Below are 19,043 nucleotides of genomic sequence, written 5' to 3'. Positions count from 1 at the left end.
ACCCCGGACCAGCATGTCGAGATGAGGAGCGCCGCCTGATGGACATCACAGCAACAGCGTTGGGCGCGACGGTCGATGTGACCGATGACGCGCACCACATGGTCGAGCTGGTGGCGGACGCGTTCGACGACGACCCTGAGAAAGTGGCGGAGATCCTGCTGCAGCTGGCGCAGGCCCGTCGTGATCTGCGGCGTCTACGGGCGGATGAGGCCGCGGGCCGTGAGGTGTCGGAGCAGCGCATGGAGTGGGCGGCGGCTGCGGTTGACGGCCTGCGTGACGCGATCGTGAATCTGCTGGATCGGACGGCCCGGGTAACGGTGCACATCACGACCACCGGGTGCCGGGTGGATGCGGCGAAGCTGACAGCGGCCGCGCAGGCTGCCGAGGACCGGTTCCGTACGGCAGGCCAGATCCCCGGCCAGCAGAACCGGAGGGTCGCGTGACCGTCACGACCGAGGCCGGGGCGAAGGCCCCAGCCGGCCGCCGCAAGACCCCGAAGACCGCCCCCATCGGCGAGCAGCGGATCCCCAAGCCCTCGCAGGGCTGGTATCGCGACCCGATCACCGGCACCAAGCTCCGCCGTGTCACAACCATCCTCAGCCAGGGCTGCTCCAAAGAGCCGCTCGTGTTCTGGTCCGCGAACTTCACCGCACAGACCGCCATAGACAACCTGCCGCACCTGGTCGCGAACTCCCGCACCAGCACGCAGCGGGAGGACACCTACGACTGGCTCCGCAAGGCCCACACCCGCCGGAAGGACGAGCGGGCCGACGTCGGAAAGGCCGTTCACCAGGTGATCGAGTCCCAGATCCTCGGCACGCCGATCCCCGCCGACCTGCTGAACGATCCTGGGATGGTCCCGTACTTGGAGAACTTCCTGGCGTTCGTTCGGGACTGGGAGATCGAGTTCGAGGCGTCCGAGATGGTTGTCGGGAACTACGAGGACGGCTACGCGGGGACGCTGGACTACCTGTATCGCAGCCCGATCATCGCGGCGCTGCTCGGTCTTCCCGCCGACACTCTCCTTGAGGGCGACACGAAGACCGGCGGCGAGCTGGACGTCAAGGGCGTGTACGCCGAGGCCGGTTTGCAGATGTCCGCGTACCGGCGGGCGAAGGTCTGCTGGCTGCGCGACGGTACCCAGATCCCGATGCCGGCCGTGCACTCGACCGGGATCGTCCTACACCTGCGCCCGGAGGGATACCGGGTTGTGCCGGTCCTGTGTGGCGATGACGTGTTCGCGGCGTTCCTGGTCATCAAGCAGGCCGCTGAGTGGGCTACGGGCCTGTCGAAGACGGTCGTCGGCCAAGCGCTGAGCCTTCCGGTTGGGCGGGCGGCCGCGTGAGCGACATCAACCTCAGCGTCCTCGACCAGTCCGAGACATGGACCGACGCCCACGGCGTCGATCATCGGATCGCCGACATGGAGCCCCGGTACTGCCGAAACGTCATCGCGTTCCTGCGACGTCGCGCCGACGAGATCGCGGATGTCGTCGGGCTGGCCCTCACCACAGTGCACCTGCCCAGCACCGACACGGCGGCCTACGAGTCCGTCACCGCCGGGATCAACGACGAGTTCGAACGCATGGGCGCCGATCCGGTCGCCTGGCTCAACACCAAGCCACTCATCAAGGCCCTGCAGCGCCGGGCCGCCAAGGGGGACTGACCGATGGCTGGACGCATCCTCACCATGCAGCGCCAGGCCCGCGAGCTCGGCCGACTGCGATCCGGCGAATACAACGGCAAGTTCCCGACCACGTCAGAGACATGGATCGTCACCTCCCACGCTCCCCACTACCTGGAGGCCGCCGCAAGCCTGTGGGGCGGGACGGTCGAGAAGTGGCAGCCGCTCGGATCCGGATCACAGCAGTGGCGGGTCGTCACCAACGCCAAGTCGATCGACGCGATCCTGCCGCCCGGCGACCCGCTGTCGCAGGCCAACGAGATGTGGTCCAAGGGCGGCTGCGCGAGGCGTTGCGATGGCGTCACCGAGCAGTTGTCGGACCGGCCGTGCCTGTGCCTGGCTCAGCATGGCGAGGGATGGTTCGAGCGGAAGAAGGGCACGGTCTGCTCGCCCACCACCCGACTGAACGTCATGCTGCCGGACCTGCCGGACCTCGGGGTGTGGCGGATGGAGACGCACGGCTACTACGCGGCGAACGAGATCGCGGGGCAGATCGACATGCTGCTTTCCGCGACGGGCGGGAAGGCGCTGGTACCAGTGTCGTTGCGGATCGAGCCCCGGCAGCGGGTGGCGAACGGGGAGACGAAGAAGTTCCCGGTGATCGTGGTCGAGGTGCGGGGTATGACGGCGCGCCAGGCGCTTGCGGGGCAGGTGCCGCAGATCGCGATCGAGGGCGGCAAGGCTGCCGTTCCGGATCGGCCGGCGATCGAGTCGGCACCGCGAGCTGCTGCTCCGGCGGGGCCACCGAAAGACTTCCATGCCCTCGCCCAGGCTGCAAAGACTGTCGAGGATGTTCGGGCGCTCTACCGGGAAGCCCAGTCCGCAGGAGCCCCCGCTGCGTACTTGGCCACGCTGGAGCAGATCGGCGCTGGAAAGGTGCGCGATGACGGTGGCCTGGCTGAGCGTCTGTTGAACCCGGGCGACTACGGCGAGACGAGCCCCGAAGACGAGGCCGCCCATGCATCTGCGCTGTTCCACGGCGCGCAGGAGGAGGTGATCGAGCCGGAGATCGTGAACGACGAGGATCCAACCGAGGTGTGGTTCCAGATCGTTGCGGCGGCCGGCGCCCGTGGCTGGTCAACCGATCAGATCGAGGAGCGGTTCGCCGAGTTTGCTGGCGGCACGATGCCGGGCTCGGCGGAGACGTCGCAGCTGTGGGCGTTCCTCACGTCGTTGAAGGCGGGTGCCCGATGAGCTGGCACCTGGGGGCGCTGTGCCCGTTCGACCTTGAGACGACGGGCGTCGATGTTGAGGAAGACCGGATCGTGACCGCCGCCGTTCTTCGGCTCCACGGTCGGGAGAGCGACGGTCGGACATGGCTCATCGACCCCGGGATCGAGATCCCCGAAGGCGCCACGAAGGTCCACGGGATCAGCACCGAGCAGGCCCGCGCCGAGGGCATGAATGCGGCGAAGGGTGTCGAGGAGATCGCAACCGCGATCGCCGAAGCGGTCTGCGCCGGGATCCCGCTGGTCGGCCACAACCTGCCGTACGACCTGACCCTGCTGGACCGGGAGTGCCGCCGTCACCGGCTCGGCGGCCTTGAGGATCTGATCGGTCGCCCGGTCGGACCGGTCATCGACACCCGCGTGCTCGATCAGCAGGTGTTGCCGTACCGCAAGCGGCCGTCGAAGGAGCAGGGTGCCAGGCAGCTCATCACCGTGGCGCAGGCGTACGGCCTGAAATGGGACGAGACGGCCGCGCACGGGTGTGAGTACGACGCGCTGCAGTCCGCGCGGGTCGCCTGGTGGATCGGCGAGATCGCTCACCGGCCCTTCGAGGGATGGCCGGACCGGGTGCAGGCGGAGCGCACGACCCGGTTCGACGAGGTGGCTGGCCTGTCGCTGGCCGAGCTGCATGAGCGTCAGGTCGGTTGGGCTGCCGAGCAGGCTGCTGGTCTTGAGGCTTACCTGCGGAAGTCGGATGACACGGTGCGGATCGAGCGGACGTGGCCTCTGCATCCTTTCCGTCTGGCGGTGACGTCGAGCGGAGTCGTCCTCCCGCCGTGATCCCCGAGCTGTCGGGCGAGCAGGTGCAGGTGCTCTGCCTGCTCGCCCGCGGCCTGGATTTTCCGCAGCTCTCGAAGGGGCTCGGCATCACCGTCGATGCGGCCCGGCGCAGCCTCCGGGACGCCATGCAGACCCTCGGCGCCGCCAACCCGACGCACGCGGTCACGCTCGCCATCGGCCTCGGCATCCTGCCGGCCAATGTCGCCACCAGCCAGGAGTAGAGCCCATGTTCAATCGCAAGCACAAGCAGATGTGCACCCTGCAGGACCGCGTCGTCAGGCTCGTCGAGCAGCGCGACGAGGCCATCGAGGAACGCGATGCCGCTGTCCGCCTCAACGGCCGGCTCATCTCGCGGGCCGAAGATGCCAGCCAGCACGAGATCGGCCGCCTCAACGACATCATCGACGGCACTACGGCACTCGCCGACGCCGACCGCCGGCGCATCGTGCGCCTCACCCGGGCCGCAGCCAAGCACCGCGCAACGATCACCCAGCAGGACAAGACGATCGTCGAACTGCGCGAGCGCCTCGACAAGTGGGAAGGCGGCGACCGGGCCGTCAAGTCAGCGCCGCGCATCGGCAACGACGCACAGTCGCAGCTCGCCGAAGCACGCAAGCAGATCGCCGCCCGGGATGAGCAGCTGCGTTCCCTGACCGCCCAGTTGGAGATCCTGCAGACCGCGAACGAGGCCGCCGACTGGCAGCGCAGACCGTTGCAGGCAGCGTCATGAGGTCGGCGCTCGTCCTTGGCGCGTACTGGGGCGGGGTGGTTCTCGCGGCCGCCGGTCTCCTCGGCAAGTTCCAGCTGAAGCCAGCCGGCGCGCCCCGCGCCTTCGATCAGGCGTTCCGCGCCTGCAGCCAGTGCGGGTCCGTCACCGCGCACCTCATCCACTCCCCCACCTGCGGCACCCTCACCAACCCGGGAGACCCCCAATGAGCCCCACTCCCGACCGCCGGCACGAACCCGAGCAGCCCGTACGGCCGCGCCTCGTCCGCGTCATCCCCGCCTGGACACGTCCCGGCGGCTACGGCCCCGGCGATGTCCCGCAGATGTGCAAGGCCGCCGCGTGACCCAGCTCCTGCTTCACCACCCCACCCTCGACGCCGCGCTCCTCCTCGGCGGCGTCGGGGCCGCACTCGCCACCCTCGCACTCACCGCATGGAGCCCCCGATGACCCTCCTCGCCGAACCCGACGCCGCGTCGAACACCACCACCCTGCGCATCCTCGGGCTCGACCTCTCCCTCACCGCCACCGGCATCTGCCTCCCTGACGGAAGCACCTACACCGTCAAGACACGCTCCGCCGACGGCGACCAGCGCCTCATCCAAATCCAGGAAACCCTGCACGGCGCCACCGCCGAAGGCGCCGACATCGCCGTCATCGAAGACCTCCCCAAGCACGCCATGGCCGCCGGCATCACCGGCATGGTCCACGGCGTCGCCCGCACCGTACTCATGCAGGCCGGCATCCCGTACGTCCTCATCGTGCCCGCCACCCTCAAGGCATTCGCCACCGGCAAGGGCTCCGGCGACAAGACGCCAATGGCGATGGCCGCCTACAAGCGGGCCGGGATCGAGTTCGCCGACGACAACCAGTGCGACGCCTGGTGGCTGCGCGCCGCGGGCCACGACCACTACGAGCAGCCGCTGTTCGCGCTTCCGCAGGCACAGCGCGAGCGGCTGGACAAGGTGCGCTGGGTGGAGATGGCGGCGGCCCGATGACTGGCGACTGGCCCGACGCCGCATGCCGGCGAGAAGACCCGGAGCTGTTCTTCCCGACCAGCTACAGCAGCCGCGACGACCTAGTCCAAATCGCCGTCGCCAGATCTGTCTGCGCCACCTGCTCCATGCAGAAGACCTGCCTGCGTGACGTCCTGGTCGCGGAGGCAGGCAGACCCGTGACACACAGGTCCGGCATCTACGCCGGCACCACACCGGACCAGCGTATGGACATGCCGGTCCCGGCGCGAACGAGTGCAGCCGCCTGAACCCCGGCTCCTCGACTGGCGCGACCGCAAGCACTGGGTGACCAAACCGGGGCCGTGCATCCACTGCGGCGGCCCCACCCACCTACGCGACAACCAGCGGCACCCGGCACACAAGACATGCGCCGAGGCCGCCCTCAACTCCAAGGACTGACATGGCCGGAGACACGACGATCACGATCTGCGGGAACGCGGTTGAAGACGCAGATTTGCGATACACCGGGTCGGGAGCCGCTGTGGCCTCCTTCCGCATCGCATCCACGCCGCGCACCTACAACAAGCAGACCAACGCCTGGGAAGACGGGACAACGCTCTTCCTGCGGGTCAACGCCTGGCGCGACATGGCAGAGAACATCGCGGCCTCGGTCGCCAAAGGAACCGCCCTCGTCGTTCAAGGCCGGCTCAAGATGCGCGAGTACGAGAAGGACGGGCAGAAGCGGCAGGCCTTCGAAATCGAGGCGGACGACGTCGCAGTCTCCCTGCGCCGGGCCACGGCAATCGTGACGAAGGCTCAGCGCGGCCAGTCCGGCGCCCAGCAGCCGCAGCAGAACCGCGGCGGCCAGCAGGACTCGTGGGGGCAGCAGTCCGGGGCGCCCGCCAGCAGCGGCTGGGGCAACGGCGGGCAGCAGGCCAACGGCGGCTGGAACGCGCCGGACACCGGATCCCAGCCCCCGTTTTGATCATCACCCGGCCCCTACACCCATCCCCACCCTCAGGAGACAGACATGACCATCAACATCACCGGCCTCGACCGCGCCGCCGTCCTCGCCTCCCTGTTCAACAACAGCCAGCAGCTCGGCCTCGGACTCCTCGACCCCAGTGGTGCCCGACCCATGACCGTCACCCAGGCCGCCGAGATCCTCGACGCCACCCCGCACCGCTACTTCGACTACCTGCGCGGACGCGTCCTCAAGGTCGATCTTTCCGGCGACGACATCGACCCGTGGCTGTACGACCGCGACAACGGCAACGGCGCCCTCGCCCGAGCCATCGACCAGGTCCGGCAGTCCAGCACACACGCGGCCTGACCCGAACCGCCCGGCCGGACTACTCCGCCGGCCGGGCACCCTCACGGCGCCCTCACGCCCCCAGTCCGCAACCGTCGAGAGAAGACCACCCGTGGGAATCCGCCTGATCGTCGAGGTGCTCGACCACGCCCCGGCGACCCTCACGCACCGCGAGAAGCTCGCCCTCGTCGTGCTGGCGGAAAGCGCCCGCGACCGCACCCGCGAATGCCTCCCAGGCATCGAGAACGACGAGAAGATCGCCCGCCGGATGAAGCTGCCGGCCCGCTCCAGTCGCTACGAAGTGCTCCAGGCTCTCAAGACGAAGGGCGCGCTGCTGGTCATCTCCAGCGGCCGCAAGCACAGCCGCGCCGTGTACCGGATCGCCGACCTGGCATCCGCTCAGGGTCCGGAAATCGCGGACGCTGAGGACGCCGGTCAGGGTCCGGAGAACCCGGATGCTGACACCACACCTCAGGGTCCGGGAAACCTGGACGCTGACACCTCAGGGTCCGGATTCTCAGGGTCCGGAAATTCCGGACTCAGGGTCCGGGAATCCCGGACTCAGGGTCCGGAAAACCCGGACCCCTTCCCCTCAACCCCCTCAATCCCCTCACTGATACATATCTCTGCCGCACCCCCGACTCCGGCCGCGCCAGCTGCCGATGCGGCACCCACCGTAGGCTTCGCCGACTTCTATGCGGCCTACCCGAAGAAGCGAGAGCGAGCAGCCGCCAACAAGGCCTGGGACAAGGCGATCAGAGACGGCGCCAACCCCGCCCGGATCGTCGAAGCCGCCCGCAGCTACGCAACCGAACGAGCCGGCCAAGACCCGAAGTACACCAAGCACCCAGCCACCTGGCTCAACAAGGGCTGCTACGACGACGAACCCGACCCCGTCCCCTTCCCACCCCTCAAAGCCGTCTCCGGCGGCTACGAGCCCTACCGCAACCCCGTAGACCAGTCCGCCTACGACGAGTGGAAGTGACGTGAACAAGCCCCCCGACCTGACTGCGAACCGGCTCCCGGAGATTCTCGCCGCCCACGGCACCAGCCCGCAGCAGCTGCTCGCCGACGCCGCCGCCGACCCGTACGGCCCCGCCGGTGAAACCCTCGAAGCGATCGCCGACACCGAGAACCGCATGCCGCACCACTACCGGACCGCGGTCGCCACCGACCCGGCGATCGTCGCGTGGGCTAACCGCCTCATCGACGGGGCTCGCGCCAACCAGCAACGCACCCACGCACTGCGGCCCTACGTCCAACACGGCCCCAGCCTGTTCCTCGTCGGTGTCACCGGCGTCGGCAAAACCCACGAGGCCTACGGCGCCCTGAGGCACATTGCCTGCGCCGGCATCCGCTCCGCCTGGCGCGCAACCCCCGCCGCCGACCTGTACGCCCTCCTGCGGCCCCGCCACAACGTGGACAGCGAGACCGAGTTCCGCAAGTTCGCCGACGCCCGGCTCCTCCTCATCGACGACCTCGGCGCCGCCAAAGCCACCGAATGGACCGAAGAGATCAACTACCGGCTCGTCAACCACCGGTACGAACACGAGCTCCCCACCCTGTTCACCTCGAACTTCGCCTCCGAGCAGCTCGTCGCCACGCTCGGCGAACGCGTCTACAGCCGGCTCTTCGAGATGTGCGATCGCATCGCCCTCAAGGGCCACGACCGACGCCGAGACGCGGCATGAACCAGCCGACCGAATGGGACATCAGCGCGCTGCGGCTCCAAGGCGACCTGCCCGCCTACCTGCGCGGCGCCCACGCCAAGGCCGTCGCCGACTGCAAGCAGCGCCGCACCCGAGTGCTCACCAACCCCGAGGCCGCCGCGAAGGTTGCCGCGATCCTCGGCCTCGTGTTCCCCAGCCAGTGGTCCGGCTACCTGCCACCCGAACGTGACTGCACCGGCCGCCTCAACGACAGCCCGATACGGGCCGCGTTAGCGCAGGTCGTGGCTGAGGCCGAGCTACGGGAGGCATCGTGACTGCGCCGCAGGTGGGGAGGGTTCCGGACGCTGTCGCGGCGCTGATCCAGGGCGTCTTGGACGACCATCCGTCGGCAGACCGGTCGGCGTTGGGTCGGCTGGTGGCTCGGGAGCTCAAGCGGGCCGGTTGGCAGGTGTCGGCGCCGACGGGCCGTGTGGCGGGGGCGGTGGTTGACGGGCCGTCGAATGGGCCACCGACGGCGTAGTCCGGGGAAACGGCTCACTGGGCCGCTCAGAGCGCCAGACGTCCCGATCTATCCCCGGCGGCTTTGAGGCCGCCCACGGATTTCCATCAACACGAAATGAGGCACACATGAGTGACACCCAGCCTGCGCCCCCGACGAACGCCATCCGGCACGGCGCCTGCGGGGGCTGGTGGACCGGAGCGAACCGGGCACACTGCAGCGGCTGCTGCAGGACCTTCAGCGGCGACTCCGCGGCCAGCCCGCACCGCAAGGGCACCCACGGCATCGACAGACGATGCGTAGACCCCGCGAATGTCGGCCTGGTGGCCAGACCGATGCCGTATGGCGTGCTGTGGTCGTGGCCCGCACCCGACGCAGGCGGCTTCGACGTACGGCGCAGCTCGGCGGTGGCGTCGTGAGCGCCGATCGCCTCGCATTGCCGTCCCGCGAACAGCTCCTGACCCTCGTGAGCCGTGCCGGTCACCGCTCCCTGACGACGCCCGAGACGCATCTGCTGCGCGTCGGCATCACGCACCTCGAAGCGCAGCTCGCCAGGGCCGGCGAGACGATCCGCACCCTCACCGCCGAGCGGGACGCCGCGCGCCGCGAACTCGCCCTCTCCGGTGCGCAAGTCGTCGCCTGCCCGTACTGCGGCGCAGCGGCAGGCGTGAAGTGCCGGGCGACACGCGGCGGCGACGCGCCCGCTACGCCACACACTGCCCGGCTCACCGCGGCCTCGAAGTGGCAGTACGTACAGACACTCGGGAAGGCGTCGTGACCTGCTGCGGCATGGACGTTCGGTGGTTTCGCGCGCGGGTTGCGGGCGCTGCAGCGGCTGGGATTCCGGTGTGGGATCCGGGGGCGCAGCGGTGAGCGGGCAGCACGAGACGCCGGCGGCCTGCACGTGGGACGACGTGCTGGAGTTGATGTATCCGCGGCTGACGCTTCTGGTCGAGGAGTTCCGGGTCGAGGAGGTTCGTGCGGCGGTTGCTGCGGCCGATCTTCCAGCGTGGGTGACCGTGCGGGCGTCGTCGCTGGTGCCTGCTGGCCAGATGTACGTGGTGAACCAGTCGGAAGCCGACCGGGCCCTTCGCGAGGCGGCTTTGCGGGGCCTGCGGTGAGCGGGCGCGGGCAGCACGAAACGCCCCACGGCGGCGACCGTGCGGCTGGGCGGGGGCGGGACGGGTCAGTCCTGGGTGATGGCTTCGGGTTCGGCGACGGAGGACCAGGGGCCGGCCGGCGGGCGCTCGGGGAGCTTGGCTCCGGGGCGTCGCATGTACCAGCGGATGAACTCGCGGAGGACGGCTGCGCGGGGGCTGCGGCCTTCGGGGTGCATTGCTTTGGTGGCGTCGAGGAATGGGGCCCATTCTGTGGCGTTCGGGACGCGGATGTTCTTGGACTTCTCGTAGTCGTCGCTTGTCTTGGCCATGTTCGCAGGGTATCGGCCTGTACCCACAAGGGCAACGGCACGGTCACCGCTATGCACCCACAAGATTCTTTGACGGACCGCTTGCCTTGCACCCACAAGATGCGTAGCGTTGTACCCACAAGGAACGGCATGGGGCCGGACCAAGTAGCCGTGGGGTCACCAATGTTCCGCATCGCCCGCCGCACCATCGCCGCCGCCCGCACCGTCACCTGGACCCAGCTCAACGACCCCCGACTGGTCACCATCACCGGCTACCTCCGCACCCTCGGTGCCGACGACCAGCTCATCCGCTCCGCGAAGTCCGTTCTCGGCCGCCGCATCAAGCAGGCGTACTCGGCCGCGGGCCGTGTTCGCCGCGCCCTCTTCACCCTGCTGAAGCCGAAGAAGTGCCGGGCCGGCTGGCTCACCACCACCCCCGGCTATGCCCCCGCCGAGCTGCCGCTGATCGCCGGGATCGTCGCCGAATACCCGAAGACCGCGCACCTCGTGCCGGAGGTCGGCTGAACCAACTTCGCCACGACCCCGATTGCCCGCAAGGAGACCGCCATGGACGCTAGCCAAGCCGCTCACGCAGCAGAGGCGGCGCAGAAGAACGCCACCGAACTCGCCGCCAGGGCCGATCGCATGGCCGAGACCTCCTCCGAATTGTATGGCCGGTTCGCCGGCGGCCAGCCGCTTCTCGTCGGTCACCATTCCCATCGGTCCGCGGTCCGTGACCGCGAGCGGGCGGACAACGCCACCCGCCGGGCCGTCGAAGCCAGCGAGGAGGCCAAGCGTGCCCAGGTCAAGGCCAACGCTGCGCGGATCGTTGCCGACCTTGCCGCAGTCAAGGGCGCCCGTTCCCGCCCGTGGTGCCGTGCCGATTTCCAGCCGGGTGACATCGTCACGGTCCGCTCGCACCAGTTGTGCACCGACACATACCGGGTGAAGCGTGCCAACGCGAAGACCCTCACGTTGGAGGGCCCTGGCGGCGGCTTCGACGATCCGAAGCGCGAATACGACCGCATCCTGTCCCGAACCCGCGACGGCGTGACAACCACCGACCCCGCTGCCTGACCAACGCTCACTGAAACGGAGATCACGATATGCCCAAGACGATCAGCATCGAGGTGTGCAAGGACGGCTGGACCAAGGGCCTGCAACTGTCGATCGGCAACGACAGCGACGGCTACCGGCTCGCCGGCCCGAAGTTCAACGGCTCATCCACGACGTTGCTCAAGGCCGAGCTGGACGAGCGGGACGCCCGCGAGATCCGCGAGTACCTCGCTAAGGGTTTCCCGCTGACCGAGGACGAGACCCGCCGCGCTGCTCTTCAGGAGGCTGTCAGCGCCGTCGTGGACCTTCAGTTCTCCCTCGACGTCGAGCACCCGGATCGCGCGGGTCTTCAGGCTGCTCCGGCGCTGCTGTCGGCGATGCGTGACGGCAAGACCGTCTGATGGCTGCCCAGGCACCCGTTCCGCACGGGCGCCCGGGCAGCACCCGCCCAACCACCTGCTGTGGCACTGGGCCGCGGCGTGCGCCGCCGTCTGATGGCCGCCCGGGTGCCCGTCTCGTACAGGCGCCCTGCCTCACACCCGAAAGGAAGCCTCGTGCCTGCTCGCCGCCCCCGCGTCCTCGACCTGTTCTGCTGCGCTGGCGGCGCGGGCATGGGCTACCACCGCGCCGGCTTTGACGTCGTCGGTGTCGATATCGCCGACCGGCCACGGTACCCCTTCCGCTTCATTCGGGGTGACGCTCTCGACGCGATGCGCGAACTGTGCCAGGACTCCGACCTCGTCCACGGGTCCCCGCCCTGCCAGGCACACACTGCGCTGACCAAGGGGACCAACTTCGGCCGCGAGTACATCGACCTCATCCCACAGATGCGGGAGCTGTGCCGTTGGTACGGCGTTCCGTGGGTGATGGAGAACGTGAGCGGCTCCACCCTCCGCAAGGACCTGACCCTGTGCGGCGAGATGTTCGGACTCGGCGTCATCCGGCACCGGCACTTCGAGATCGAGTGGTGGGGTGGCGAGCCTGCGCGGATTCCGCATCCCAAGCACCGCGGCCCGGTGCGCGGTTGGCGCCACGGCGTATGGCGTGATGGTCCGTACATCGCCGCGTACGGCAAGGGTGGCGGCAAGGGCAGCGTGTCCGAGATGCAGGCCGCGATGGACATCACGTGGACCGATGTACACGAGGAACTGACCGAAGCGATCCCGCCGGCGTTCACCGAGTACATCGGCCGGGAGTTCCTCAAGGGCTGGGGTTCGGCGCTGCGGGGCGTGCCCGACACGGACCCGATCCCCGAGATCATGCGCCCTTATCTGAAGCACAGCCCTGACGGCCGACTTGTGACCGTCTGAATCTCTTCCTCAGCCCGGCGTCCCGTCGGGCCTTCCCTCTCAAGGAGTCCCGAATGACCATCGCCGTTGCCGCTCTCGCCGTCGAGCTTGGCGTGACCGTCCCTGAGATCGGCCGCCGCGTCACTGTCCTCTGCCAGGAACTCGGCCCGCAGCAGGTCATGCACACCGTCGTGTTCCGGCGCGGCGACTGTGTGCTGCACGAGTCGGCCGCTGACCTGATTCGCCTCGACCTGGCGCCGACCGTCTGATGGCTGCCGATCCGAATGGCTGCGGCCACTGCGGTCTTCCCGAGCGTGGTCACGCCCGCCAGTGGACCGAGCAGGCCGGCTGGCATCAGTGGGAGCCGCCTTCCCCGGAGCAGGTCCTGGCCCGCATGACGGGCCGCCGTGCCGCCCGCACCAACCCGACCACCAAGGAGACCCGATGAACGCCCGTGACGACCTTTGGCGCTGGGCTCGCCGCGTAAACGAAGACCCGTACGGCGACCTGTACGGCGACAAGACCGAGAGCCTGCTCGACGCGTTCCGTGACGAGAGCGTCCGTGACGTCGAGATCGCGCGGGATGTGTTCCTGACGCAGCGGGACAACCTTCGGAACATGATCCTCGCCGAGTGTGACGTTATCGACGCCGAGGTGTACGGCCAGCACGACGAGGACGACGACGGCAAGCGCGAGGCGACCGCCAGGATCCGCGCCACCGTCGAGGAATGGCGCAAGCACTGCCAGGTCGTTGCACGGGCCCACGCCAACTGACTGTTCGGTGGCCGCTGTTGCGGCGGCCACCCCACCCGAGAAGAGGAACCATGACCGACGCTGAGTTCCCGCACCGTCTCCGTCTGCATGGCGGCCGAAATACCCACGCTGCTCGCGCCGTCCGCAACCCCACGGGCCACACCGCGCTGCACACGGTGTGCGGCTATTCCAACGGTCCGCGTGACGAGTTGAAGGCCGACGATGCGGTCGTCACGTGCCGAAACTGCTCTCAGAGGCTGAACCAGCTCAGCCGCGAGCAACAGGCCGGGTCGTGACGACGTCGGCCGAGGGGGTCCGTGCCGCCCACCACGTGCCTGCGAGGCGTGGCTGCCGGATCGCGCATACCGACAGCACTGGCCTGCGCCGTGAGGGCGTGATCGTCGGTTTCCGCAACGGCTGGCTGCGGGTCAGGTACGACGGCGACCCGCAGATCTACAACGCGCACCCGACCCGCAACACCACCTACCTCGACGCCGAGCCCCCGGCGCCGGACGAGCCTCCCATTCCCTGCTGACCCGATTGGAGCCGGCCGTGAACCTGGCCCCTGACCCGAGTGACGACGATCTGGACCGGCTCCTTGCTGCGTGCGGCCTGAAAGTCCCGCCGCCGTGCGGGACGGTGGCGGCCTACATGGGGCACCTGCGCCGCAAGGAAACACCCTGTGTCCCGTGTCAGGCCGCGTTCGACGAGGCGCAGCCCGGGTGGCTGTCGAAGCCTCGCCAGAAGCAGCCGATCGAGCACGGCACACCGAAGGGCGCCCGCGCTCATCAGCGCCGCAAGGAGGCCGCTTGCGGGCCGTGTGCCCGCGCGTACCGGGCCTATCAAACCGAGCAGCGTGCCATGCAGAAGGCCCGCGCGGCGGCCTGAAGCCGCGCACCCACCATCCATGAAGGAGTGACTATGAACGACCAGCACACCGCGGCCGACCCCGTTCGTACCCGCCGCGAGATTTTCCTCCGCCAGACGATCGCTCACAACGTGGGCATCGTTCGCACTACCGGCACCGAGTTCGCCGCGCACGCCGACGCCTCCGTGAACGCCTGGTGGGCGTACCGCCTGCTCCTGGCCTTGGCTGAGGCGGCGCCAGACTCCCTGTTCGCGACTCTCGCGGACATCAGCGACGAGCTGGAGATGGGCGAGGCGCCGGACGCGGCGTGGGAGGCGGCGCTGATTGCCGGGATCGATCCGGAGGCATTGACCGCGCACATGGAATCCACGTTCGCCGCCACCGAGACTGCCTGAGGAGGCTGCCATGTCCGACACCACCACCGCCTACACCCGGCTCCAGCAGCACACCCGGGAGATCTTCGAAGAGTACCGAGCCCAAACCCTCGCCGAGGCCGCCGCTGCTCTCCCGCCGTGGGAGGCCGTGTACGACTCCGCGACGTTCACGCCGCGGTTGCTCGCCTACTGCCAGGACGAGGTGACCGCCCGGGGCGCTGCGGAGGCGTGGCTGCGTACGCACTGCGAAGGCGCTGCCGGGTTGGAGTGGACGCCGGATCCTGTGATGGCCGGCGGCGACTGGGACCAGTGGCTGTCCCTCAGCCGCCTCGACGGCGGCACAGTGCTGGACACCGAGATCGTCGTCCGCCGGCGCGCCACGCAAACCACCACCGTTCAGGAGGGCTGAGATGACCGCCACTGACTACCCGCATCGGGTCCGCTTCTACGGCGGCCGGGCCGTCCATGCTGCCCGGCCGAGCACCGACTTCGCGAACAACCTCGTCACCGCCTGCGACGACCTGGTCCCCCTTGGGGGCGACCAAGAGCCCGGGGGCGCCCCGGTGACCTGCCGGGCCTGCATGAAGGAGCTGAACCGATGACCGACACCCCGCCCCCGATGACCGACCAGCAACTCGCCGTCCGCGACGAGATCCTGGCCGCCCTGTCCACTGCTGGCGCGTTCTGCGGCGACTGCGGTTTCGAGCCAGGCGAGATTGGCTGCTCGGACTGTGTGCGCGTCCGCGAGATGTACACCGACGCGCTGACGCCGATCACCGACCGGCTGCGCGCCGAACGCGATCAGGCCCGCGCCGGGATGGCCGAGGCGCTGCGAGTGCTGGACGCCGGTCCGCAGATGGTCAACGACCATGTGGTGCAGCACTGGTCCGTCGTGGCGCGAAACGCCGCGAACACGCCGCGCGCCGCCCGCGACGCGCTTGATGCCGCGCTCGACGCCGCCTGTCCGACCGATGAGGGACGGCGTCTGCTGGATGCCTACCGCGACGAGGTTCTCGCCGAGGCTTCCGCGATGCTCCGTGCTCACTGCCCGCAGCATGCCAACGGCGAGACGGCGTTCATGTCCTGCCACTGCCCGGCGGCCACCGAACTCGACCGAGCCGCACGCACCGCCCCGTAGACAACGCCGCCGGCCGCCGCGGGGTGCGGCGGCCACCCACCCAAGGAGCACACTGCCCATGACGCGCATCACGATCTACGTCGGCATGTCGGGCCCGGACCAGAGCTACGAGATCGACGCCCCTGACGGCTGGGACCAGATGACCGAGGCGCAGCAGGACGAGGCGATGGCCGACGAGGTTCAGGGCGCCATCGACAACCACGTCCAGGCCGGCTGGCACGTCTCGTGACCTCCGAGCCGCCAGCCCCGGACGAGCCCACCCCCATCCCCTGCTGACCGCCCCGGCCTGCCGTCCCGCGCGGCAGGCCCCCACCCGAGGAGCCACCGTGCCCGACCAGACCCCCACCCAGACCCTGACCGCCGTAAAGCCCATCGTTCAGCCCACCCGCTACATCGTGAACTGCATCCCGGAGGGCGCCAGCCCGGACGCCCACGTCTTCGAGATCACCGTCGAGTACCGCGGTGAAGGCCTGTGGGCCGTCACCCGGCACGGCAACTGCCTCGGGGTAGACGGCATCTGGGCGGAGGGCATCAAGCCGTACGACCGAGGCGACGACTGGCTCGCCGCACACCGATTCGACCTGGACACCGCGCTGCGCTTGGCGGCGGAGGCAGCGCCGAAGGTAACCGTCAACGGCTGGACTGTGGAAAAGGCGCTGGCCCGGTTCGCGTCGGGCGGTGCGTCGTGAGCGCCCTGTTCGGCTATGTGCCGGCGTTTGCACTGGCGGTGGTCCTGCTTACCGCGGTGTTGTGCGCCGCCCAGCGGAGCGCGGTCGAGGAGCGGGAGCGGCAGGAAAACACCGACGCCGTGAGCATCGAGCAGGCCCGGGTGGACGCCCAGTTCGCCGACATCGTGGCCGCCATGAACAGCAAGGAGAACCCGTCATGACGCCCCGCCAACGCCGTCGCGTCTGGACCCCGAGCGTCGGCGCGCGTCTCACCGAGCGGCAGTTGGAGTATGTGCGCCGCACGGCAGCCGGGGAGTCCTGGCGTCGGATCGGCACTGCTCTCGGCATCACAATCAGCGGGGTCGGTTCGCTGAGCCAGCAGGTCCGGGCCAAGCTCGGCGCCCGCAATGACGCCCATGTCGTCCATCTGGCGCATGAGCGTGGGCTCCTCAGATCGTCCCGACTGCGGGTCCTGCCACCGCCGCCGAAGCCGGGCGCCGGCCCGGATGATGCGCGGCGGATCGCTGCCCGTCTTGAAGCCAGCTACACCCGTCCGAGCCCCGAAGGGGAGAGCAGATGACCGAGCACTATCATGAGCAGGTCCGTCACCAACTCGCCGAAGCACAGGCCGAACTGGCCCAGCTGCACGAGGGCGAGGAGCCGTACGAGGACGAGCGGCTCGTGCCCACTGCAGCACAGCTGATCTGGCTGTGGAACCGCGACACCCCACAGCAGCGACTGGAACGCGCCGAGCGGCTGCTGACCGCCGTGGCCCGAGCGATGGCCTGCATGTTCCACGAGGCGCGGATAGCTGAGTACGACCAGGACCGTCAGGCAGCGCTCGCCCGCGCCGAAAAGGCCGAGGCCGATCTGGTCATTGCGGAGCAGCACATCGAGCGGGGTAACGAGGAGTTGGATAAGGCGTACTCGCAGCTGCGCGCCGCCCTCGCCGAGCGGGACAGCTTTGCCGCTGGCGTGCCGCTGATCTGCTGCGACGAACGGCACGAGGCGAAGGTGAGCGGCCTGGAGGCGCTTCTCATTGCGGGGCAGAAGGCCACCAGCCATTGGGAGGAGGCGTACACCGGGGAGGTCGGGGCTCACGGCACCACGGAGCGGGCACTCTCCGCGTCCGAGGCCCGGATCGCCGCCGTTCGGGCCGCGGCGCACATCGCGGACGGGGATGACACCACCGAGTGGGAGCGCGGCTACCGGTTCTGTGTTGACCGGGTGATCGCCGCCCTCGATGACCCCTCGACTCCGGGAGTAGCAGCATGACCGACTCGACCGCCCTCGGCGACCGCATGAAGCAGCACGAGGCCGCCTACCGGGCCGTCCTGCCGCGCCGCACCTACACGGTGCTGCGCGTAGACGGCCGCTCCTTCCACGCCTACCTGCGCGGCGCCGAGAAGCCGTTCGACACGCAGTTCGCCGACGACATGAACCACGTCGCCGAAGCCCTCTGCAAGGAGATCACCGGGGCGGTGTTCGCTTACACCCAGTCCGACGAGATCTCCGTGCTCTCCACCGACTTCGGCAGCGTCAGCACGCAGCCGTGGTTCGGCGGCGTCGTCGCCAAGCAGGTGTCGATAGCCGCCGCGCTGGCCACGGCCGAGCTCAACGCTCTGCGGCCCGGCCGGCGTGCCCTGTTCGACGCCCGGGTCTTCACCCTGGCTAACCCGGTCGAGGTCGCGAACTACTTCCTGTGGCGCCAGCGCGACGCCGTCCGCAACAGCATCAGCATGGCCGCACAGGCCCGCTTCTCCCACCGGCGGCTCCACGGTGTCAACACGGGACAGATGCAGGACATGCTGTGGTCCGAGCACGGCATCAACTGGAACCACTACGACGACGGCTTCAAGCGCGGCCGGGTGACGGTCCGGCAGACTGGCGGCCGGGATGTCGAGTACGTCGATCGGCGCACTGGTGAGACCGTGCAGACCACGGCGGTCCGTTCCTGGTGGGAGACCGTCGGTGCGCCACACTTCACGGCCGAGCCTGGCGGTTGGTTGGGCGGGGTCATTCCCGTCCTGCCCCAGTTGACGGGCGCTCTCGACGGTCCTGCCGAGCAGCCGGCCGATGGTGCGGCATGACGTCGGCCCGGGTCTGTCCGTTGTGCCTGATCGATCGGCATATGGAGCAGCCGCAGGCTCATCCGTATTGGGATGACGGGCAGTTGTCGGCGGGTGAGGAGTGGGCGGTGTCGGAGTTGTGTAGCTGCTCGTGCGCACAGGAGCCGGTGCATCGTCCGTTCGTTGACGTGCATCTGCCGCCGTTCATCGACCCGGCGGAGTACTAACGTCCACTTGACGCTGGGTTCGTGTACAATGGCCCGTAACGCACGAAACTCCCCGCCGGCCAGCTGGGGAGTTCGTGTTGATGAAATTGTTCGCCGGGACCGATGGTACTCCTCTGCCCTCCGGAGAACTGAATGCCCGTCGCCACCCCGATCGACGATGACCTGCTCGCTGAGGTGTTGGAGCTGACGCCCGCCCAGTTGCGCGAACTCCCGGACTACGTGCTCGTCTTCGTCCGCGAGCTCCTCGCGTCCTGACACAGCAGAGCGGGACGCTCCTCGCGAGAGCGCCCCGCCGACCCGCCAACCTGCAGCTCGCCACGGCTGTTGAACCCGACGGTAC

The 19,043-nt window shown here is 69.0% G+C and carries 40 protein-coding genes; 39 read left to right on the top strand and 1 reads right to left on the bottom strand.

Features of this window, described 5'->3' with window-relative positions:
* Window positions 1-38 precede the first annotated feature (38 nt).
* The 19 genes from AC060L_RS24925 (at window position 39) to AC060L_RS24835 (ending at window position 9,974) form a co-directional block, all read left to right on the top strand.
* A complete protein-coding gene (locus AC060L_RS24925) occupies window positions 39-443 on the top strand; it encodes a hypothetical protein (RefSeq protein ID WP_483801132.1) in 405 nt (134 codons plus the stop codon).
* Complete coding sequence (locus tag AC060L_RS24920) at window positions 440-1,345, top strand: hypothetical protein (protein WP_483801131.1); 906 nt, start codon at window positions 440-442, stop codon at window positions 1,343-1,345. Before AC060L_RS24925 ends, AC060L_RS24920 begins: the two co-directional genes overlap by 4 nt.
* Window positions 1,342-1,665, top strand: a complete 324-nt coding sequence (locus AC060L_RS24915; protein ID WP_483801130.1) for a hypothetical protein — start codon at window positions 1,342-1,344, stop codon at window positions 1,663-1,665. The genes AC060L_RS24920 and AC060L_RS24915 overlap by 4 nt, the downstream gene beginning before the upstream one ends.
* Before the next feature lie 3 nt (window positions 1,666-1,668).
* Window positions 1,669-2,877, top strand: a complete 1,209-nt coding sequence (locus AC060L_RS24910) for a recombination directionality factor (RefSeq protein ID WP_483801129.1) — start codon at window positions 1,669-1,671, stop codon at window positions 2,875-2,877.
* Window positions 2,874-3,692 (top strand): exonuclease domain-containing protein, encoded by an 819-nt coding sequence (locus AC060L_RS24905; RefSeq protein ID WP_483801128.1) that lies wholly within the window; start codon window positions 2,874-2,876, stop codon window positions 3,690-3,692. The genes AC060L_RS24910 and AC060L_RS24905 overlap by 4 nt, the downstream gene beginning before the upstream one ends.
* The gene (locus AC060L_RS24900) at window positions 3,689-3,913 is read left to right on the top strand and encodes a hypothetical protein (RefSeq protein ID WP_483801127.1); all 225 of its coding nucleotides are present in this window, start codon (window positions 3,689-3,691) and stop codon (window positions 3,911-3,913) included. The genes AC060L_RS24905 and AC060L_RS24900 overlap by 4 nt, the downstream gene beginning before the upstream one ends.
* A 5-nt stretch (window positions 3,914-3,918) precedes the next feature.
* A complete protein-coding gene (locus AC060L_RS24895; RefSeq protein WP_483801126.1) occupies window positions 3,919-4,422 on the top strand; it encodes a hypothetical protein in 504 nt (167 codons plus the stop codon).
* Window positions 4,419-4,628: a hypothetical protein gene (locus AC060L_RS24890; protein ID WP_483801125.1), complete on the top strand. Its 210-nt coding sequence runs from the start codon at window positions 4,419-4,421 to the stop codon at window positions 4,626-4,628. Before AC060L_RS24895 ends, AC060L_RS24890 begins: the two co-directional genes overlap by 4 nt.
* Complete coding sequence (locus AC060L_RS24885; RefSeq protein WP_483801124.1) at window positions 4,625-4,762, top strand: hypothetical protein; 138 nt, start codon at window positions 4,625-4,627, stop codon at window positions 4,760-4,762. Before AC060L_RS24890 ends, AC060L_RS24885 begins: the two co-directional genes overlap by 4 nt.
* 100 nt (window positions 4,763-4,862) lie before the next feature.
* Window positions 4,863-5,414: a Holliday junction endonuclease gene (locus AC060L_RS24880; protein ID WP_483801123.1), complete on the top strand. Its 552-nt coding sequence runs from the start codon at window positions 4,863-4,865 to the stop codon at window positions 5,412-5,414.
* Window positions 5,411-5,680, top strand: coding sequence for a WhiB family transcriptional regulator (locus tag AC060L_RS24875; RefSeq protein WP_483801122.1), 270 nt, complete (start codon window positions 5,411-5,413; stop codon window positions 5,678-5,680). The genes AC060L_RS24880 and AC060L_RS24875 overlap by 4 nt, the downstream gene beginning before the upstream one ends.
* A 152-nt stretch (window positions 5,681-5,832) precedes the next feature.
* Entirely contained in the window at window positions 5,833-6,357 is a 525-nt protein-coding gene (gene ssb / locus AC060L_RS24870; RefSeq protein WP_483801121.1) for a single-stranded DNA-binding protein, read from the top strand.
* A gap of 45 nt (window positions 6,358-6,402) precedes the next feature.
* Window positions 6,403-6,705: a hypothetical protein gene (locus tag AC060L_RS24865; protein WP_483801120.1), complete on the top strand. Its 303-nt coding sequence runs from the start codon at window positions 6,403-6,405 to the stop codon at window positions 6,703-6,705.
* A gap of 91 nt (window positions 6,706-6,796) precedes the next feature.
* The gene (locus tag AC060L_RS24860) at window positions 6,797-7,669 is read left to right on the top strand and encodes a hypothetical protein (RefSeq protein WP_483801119.1); all 873 of its coding nucleotides are present in this window, start codon (window positions 6,797-6,799) and stop codon (window positions 7,667-7,669) included.
* Window position 7,670: 1 nt separating this feature from the next.
* On the top strand, window positions 7,671-8,375 hold the full coding sequence (locus tag AC060L_RS24855) for an ATP-binding protein (protein ID WP_483801118.1): 705 nt from the start codon (window positions 7,671-7,673) through the stop codon (window positions 8,373-8,375).
* Window positions 8,372-8,668 (top strand): hypothetical protein, encoded by a 297-nt coding sequence (locus tag AC060L_RS24850; RefSeq protein ID WP_483801117.1) that lies wholly within the window; start codon window positions 8,372-8,374, stop codon window positions 8,666-8,668. Before AC060L_RS24855 ends, AC060L_RS24850 begins: the two co-directional genes overlap by 4 nt.
* A 313-nt stretch (window positions 8,669-8,981) precedes the next feature.
* Window positions 8,982-9,272: an FDXHR family putative zinc-binding protein gene (locus AC060L_RS24845; protein ID WP_483801116.1), complete on the top strand. Its 291-nt coding sequence runs from the start codon at window positions 8,982-8,984 to the stop codon at window positions 9,270-9,272.
* Entirely contained in the window at window positions 9,269-9,631 is a 363-nt protein-coding gene (locus AC060L_RS24840; RefSeq protein WP_483801115.1) for a zinc finger domain-containing protein, read from the top strand. The genes AC060L_RS24845 and AC060L_RS24840 overlap by 4 nt, the downstream gene beginning before the upstream one ends.
* Window positions 9,632-9,722: 91 nt before the next feature.
* Entirely contained in the window at window positions 9,723-9,974 is a 252-nt protein-coding gene (locus AC060L_RS24835; RefSeq protein ID WP_483801114.1) for a hypothetical protein, read from the top strand.
* A 65-nt stretch (window positions 9,975-10,039) separates the two neighbouring features.
* Here AC060L_RS24835 and AC060L_RS24830 read toward each other — a convergent pair whose 3' ends face one another.
* The gene (locus AC060L_RS24830; protein WP_483801113.1) at window positions 10,040-10,282 is read right to left on the bottom strand and encodes a hypothetical protein; all 243 of its coding nucleotides are present in this window, start codon (window positions 10,280-10,282) and stop codon (window positions 10,040-10,042) included.
* Window positions 10,283-10,444: 162 nt separating this feature from the next.
* Between AC060L_RS24830 and AC060L_RS24825 the strand changes: the two genes are divergently transcribed.
* The 20 genes from AC060L_RS24825 (at window position 10,445) to AC060L_RS24730 (ending at window position 18,958) form a co-directional block, all read left to right on the top strand.
* Window positions 10,445-10,786 carry a hypothetical protein gene (locus tag AC060L_RS24825; RefSeq protein WP_483801112.1) on the top strand — a complete coding sequence of 114 codons (342 nt, stop codon included), beginning with the start codon at window positions 10,445-10,447 and terminating at the stop codon, window positions 10,784-10,786.
* A gap of 42 nt (window positions 10,787-10,828) precedes the next feature.
* A complete protein-coding gene (locus tag AC060L_RS24820; protein ID WP_483801111.1) occupies window positions 10,829-11,338 on the top strand; it encodes a DUF3560 domain-containing protein in 510 nt (169 codons plus the stop codon).
* Window positions 11,339-11,367: 29 nt separating this feature from the next.
* Window positions 11,368-11,718 carry a hypothetical protein gene (locus tag AC060L_RS24815; RefSeq protein WP_483801110.1) on the top strand — a complete coding sequence of 117 codons (351 nt, stop codon included), beginning with the start codon at window positions 11,368-11,370 and terminating at the stop codon, window positions 11,716-11,718.
* A gap of 210 nt (window positions 11,719-11,928) precedes the next feature.
* Window positions 11,929-12,627 carry a DNA methylase gene (locus tag AC060L_RS24810; protein ID WP_483801156.1) on the top strand — a complete coding sequence of 233 codons (699 nt, stop codon included), beginning with the start codon at window positions 11,929-11,931 and terminating at the stop codon, window positions 12,625-12,627.
* A gap of 53 nt (window positions 12,628-12,680) precedes the next feature.
* Complete coding sequence (locus AC060L_RS24805) at window positions 12,681-12,875, top strand: hypothetical protein (RefSeq protein WP_483801109.1); 195 nt, start codon at window positions 12,681-12,683, stop codon at window positions 12,873-12,875.
* A 175-nt stretch (window positions 12,876-13,050) separates the two neighbouring features.
* On the top strand, window positions 13,051-13,380 hold the full coding sequence (locus tag AC060L_RS24800; protein ID WP_483801108.1) for a hypothetical protein: 330 nt from the start codon (window positions 13,051-13,053) through the stop codon (window positions 13,378-13,380).
* Between the two features lie 50 nt (window positions 13,381-13,430).
* On the top strand, window positions 13,431-13,655 hold the full coding sequence (locus AC060L_RS24795) for a hypothetical protein (RefSeq protein ID WP_483801107.1): 225 nt from the start codon (window positions 13,431-13,433) through the stop codon (window positions 13,653-13,655).
* A gap of 35 nt (window positions 13,656-13,690) precedes the next feature.
* Window positions 13,691-13,894, top strand: a complete 204-nt coding sequence (locus AC060L_RS24790) for a hypothetical protein (RefSeq protein WP_483801106.1) — start codon at window positions 13,691-13,693, stop codon at window positions 13,892-13,894.
* A 17-nt stretch (window positions 13,895-13,911) separates the two neighbouring features.
* Window positions 13,912-14,247, top strand: coding sequence for a hypothetical protein (locus AC060L_RS24785; protein ID WP_483801105.1), 336 nt, complete (start codon window positions 13,912-13,914; stop codon window positions 14,245-14,247).
* Window positions 14,248-14,280: 33 nt separating this feature from the next.
* Window positions 14,281-14,622 (top strand): hypothetical protein, encoded by a 342-nt coding sequence (locus AC060L_RS24780; RefSeq protein ID WP_483801104.1) that lies wholly within the window; start codon window positions 14,281-14,283, stop codon window positions 14,620-14,622.
* A 10-nt stretch (window positions 14,623-14,632) separates the two neighbouring features.
* Window positions 14,633-15,010 carry a hypothetical protein gene (locus AC060L_RS24775; RefSeq protein WP_483801103.1) on the top strand — a complete coding sequence of 126 codons (378 nt, stop codon included), beginning with the start codon at window positions 14,633-14,635 and terminating at the stop codon, window positions 15,008-15,010.
* A 1-nt stretch (window position 15,011) separates the two neighbouring features.
* Window positions 15,012-15,203 carry a hypothetical protein gene (locus tag AC060L_RS24770; protein ID WP_483801102.1) on the top strand — a complete coding sequence of 64 codons (192 nt, stop codon included), beginning with the start codon at window positions 15,012-15,014 and terminating at the stop codon, window positions 15,201-15,203.
* On the top strand, window positions 15,200-15,739 hold the full coding sequence (locus tag AC060L_RS24765) for a hypothetical protein (protein WP_483801101.1): 540 nt from the start codon (window positions 15,200-15,202) through the stop codon (window positions 15,737-15,739). Before AC060L_RS24770 ends, AC060L_RS24765 begins: the two co-directional genes overlap by 4 nt.
* Window positions 15,740-15,797: 58 nt before the next feature.
* Complete coding sequence (locus tag AC060L_RS24760) at window positions 15,798-15,968, top strand: DUF7167 family protein (protein ID WP_483801100.1); 171 nt, start codon at window positions 15,798-15,800, stop codon at window positions 15,966-15,968.
* 97 nt (window positions 15,969-16,065) lie between these two features.
* Window positions 16,066-16,428, top strand: coding sequence for a hypothetical protein (locus tag AC060L_RS24755; protein ID WP_483801099.1), 363 nt, complete (start codon window positions 16,066-16,068; stop codon window positions 16,426-16,428).
* A complete protein-coding gene (locus AC060L_RS24750; protein ID WP_483801098.1) occupies window positions 16,425-16,628 on the top strand; it encodes a hypothetical protein in 204 nt (67 codons plus the stop codon). Before AC060L_RS24755 ends, AC060L_RS24750 begins: the two co-directional genes overlap by 4 nt.
* Complete coding sequence (locus AC060L_RS24745) at window positions 16,625-16,987, top strand: LuxR C-terminal-related transcriptional regulator (protein ID WP_483801097.1); 363 nt, start codon at window positions 16,625-16,627, stop codon at window positions 16,985-16,987. Before AC060L_RS24750 ends, AC060L_RS24745 begins: the two co-directional genes overlap by 4 nt.
* Window positions 16,984-17,682: a hypothetical protein gene (locus tag AC060L_RS24740; protein WP_483801096.1), complete on the top strand. Its 699-nt coding sequence runs from the start codon at window positions 16,984-16,986 to the stop codon at window positions 17,680-17,682. The genes AC060L_RS24745 and AC060L_RS24740 overlap by 4 nt, the downstream gene beginning before the upstream one ends.
* A complete protein-coding gene (locus tag AC060L_RS24735) occupies window positions 17,679-18,497 on the top strand; it encodes a tRNA(His) guanylyltransferase Thg1 family protein (RefSeq protein ID WP_483801095.1) in 819 nt (272 codons plus the stop codon). Before AC060L_RS24740 ends, AC060L_RS24735 begins: the two co-directional genes overlap by 4 nt.
* 338 nt (window positions 18,498-18,835) lie before the next feature.
* Window positions 18,836-18,958, top strand: coding sequence for a hypothetical protein (locus AC060L_RS24730; protein WP_483801094.1), 123 nt, complete (start codon window positions 18,836-18,838; stop codon window positions 18,956-18,958).
* The last annotated feature ends 85 nt before the right edge of the window (window positions 18,959-19,043 follow it).

This window comes from Kitasatospora sp. NEAU-69 (genome assembly GCF_057158765.1).
This window is presented reverse-complemented; position numbering and strand designations above follow the sequence as displayed.

Coding starts and splice junctions, on each gene's coding strand:
- AC060L_RS24925 (WP_483801132.1), top strand. CDS start 39: ATGGACATCACAGCAACAGCGTTGGGCGCGACGGTCGATGTGACCGAT.
- AC060L_RS24910 (WP_483801129.1), top strand. CDS start 1,669: ATGGCTGGACGCATCCTCACCATGCAGCGCCAGGCCCGCGAGCTCGGC.
- AC060L_RS24905 (WP_483801128.1), top strand. CDS start 2,874: ATGAGCTGGCACCTGGGGGCGCTGTGCCCGTTCGACCTTGAGACGACG.
- AC060L_RS24895 (WP_483801126.1), top strand. CDS start 3,919: ATGTTCAATCGCAAGCACAAGCAGATGTGCACCCTGCAGGACCGCGTC.
- AC060L_RS24890 (WP_483801125.1), top strand. CDS start 4,419: ATGAGGTCGGCGCTCGTCCTTGGCGCGTACTGGGGCGGGGTGGTTCTC.
- AC060L_RS24885 (WP_483801124.1), top strand. CDS start 4,625: ATGAGCCCCACTCCCGACCGCCGGCACGAACCCGAGCAGCCCGTACGG.
- AC060L_RS24880 (WP_483801123.1), top strand. CDS start 4,863: ATGACCCTCCTCGCCGAACCCGACGCCGCGTCGAACACCACCACCCTG.
- AC060L_RS24875 (WP_483801122.1), top strand. CDS start 5,411: ATGACTGGCGACTGGCCCGACGCCGCATGCCGGCGAGAAGACCCGGAG.
- ssb (WP_483801121.1), top strand. CDS start 5,833: ATGGCCGGAGACACGACGATCACGATCTGCGGGAACGCGGTTGAAGAC.
- AC060L_RS24865 (WP_483801120.1), top strand. CDS start 6,403: ATGACCATCAACATCACCGGCCTCGACCGCGCCGCCGTCCTCGCCTCC.
- AC060L_RS24850 (WP_483801117.1), top strand. CDS start 8,372: ATGAACCAGCCGACCGAATGGGACATCAGCGCGCTGCGGCTCCAAGGC.
- AC060L_RS24845 (WP_483801116.1), top strand. CDS start 8,982: ATGAGTGACACCCAGCCTGCGCCCCCGACGAACGCCATCCGGCACGGC.
- AC060L_RS24830 (WP_483801113.1), bottom strand. CDS start 10,282: ATGGCCAAGACAAGCGACGACTACGAGAAGTCCAAGAACATCCGCGTC.
- AC060L_RS24825 (WP_483801112.1), top strand. CDS start 10,445: ATGTTCCGCATCGCCCGCCGCACCATCGCCGCCGCCCGCACCGTCACC.
- AC060L_RS24820 (WP_483801111.1), top strand. CDS start 10,829: ATGGACGCTAGCCAAGCCGCTCACGCAGCAGAGGCGGCGCAGAAGAAC.
- AC060L_RS24815 (WP_483801110.1), top strand. CDS start 11,368: ATGCCCAAGACGATCAGCATCGAGGTGTGCAAGGACGGCTGGACCAAG.
- AC060L_RS24810 (WP_483801156.1), top strand. CDS start 11,929: ATGGGCTACCACCGCGCCGGCTTTGACGTCGTCGGTGTCGATATCGCC.
- AC060L_RS24805 (WP_483801109.1), top strand. CDS start 12,681: ATGACCATCGCCGTTGCCGCTCTCGCCGTCGAGCTTGGCGTGACCGTC.
- AC060L_RS24800 (WP_483801108.1), top strand. CDS start 13,051: ATGAACGCCCGTGACGACCTTTGGCGCTGGGCTCGCCGCGTAAACGAA.
- AC060L_RS24795 (WP_483801107.1), top strand. CDS start 13,431: ATGACCGACGCTGAGTTCCCGCACCGTCTCCGTCTGCATGGCGGCCGA.
- AC060L_RS24780 (WP_483801104.1), top strand. CDS start 14,281: ATGAACGACCAGCACACCGCGGCCGACCCCGTTCGTACCCGCCGCGAG.
- AC060L_RS24775 (WP_483801103.1), top strand. CDS start 14,633: ATGTCCGACACCACCACCGCCTACACCCGGCTCCAGCAGCACACCCGG.
- AC060L_RS24770 (WP_483801102.1), top strand. CDS start 15,012: ATGACCGCCACTGACTACCCGCATCGGGTCCGCTTCTACGGCGGCCGG.
- AC060L_RS24765 (WP_483801101.1), top strand. CDS start 15,200: ATGACCGACACCCCGCCCCCGATGACCGACCAGCAACTCGCCGTCCGC.
- AC060L_RS24760 (WP_483801100.1), top strand. CDS start 15,798: ATGACGCGCATCACGATCTACGTCGGCATGTCGGGCCCGGACCAGAGC.
- AC060L_RS24745 (WP_483801097.1), top strand. CDS start 16,625: ATGACGCCCCGCCAACGCCGTCGCGTCTGGACCCCGAGCGTCGGCGCG.
- AC060L_RS24740 (WP_483801096.1), top strand. CDS start 16,984: ATGACCGAGCACTATCATGAGCAGGTCCGTCACCAACTCGCCGAAGCA.
- AC060L_RS24735 (WP_483801095.1), top strand. CDS start 17,679: ATGACCGACTCGACCGCCCTCGGCGACCGCATGAAGCAGCACGAGGCC.
- AC060L_RS24730 (WP_483801094.1), top strand. CDS start 18,836: ATGCCCGTCGCCACCCCGATCGACGATGACCTGCTCGCTGAGGTGTTG.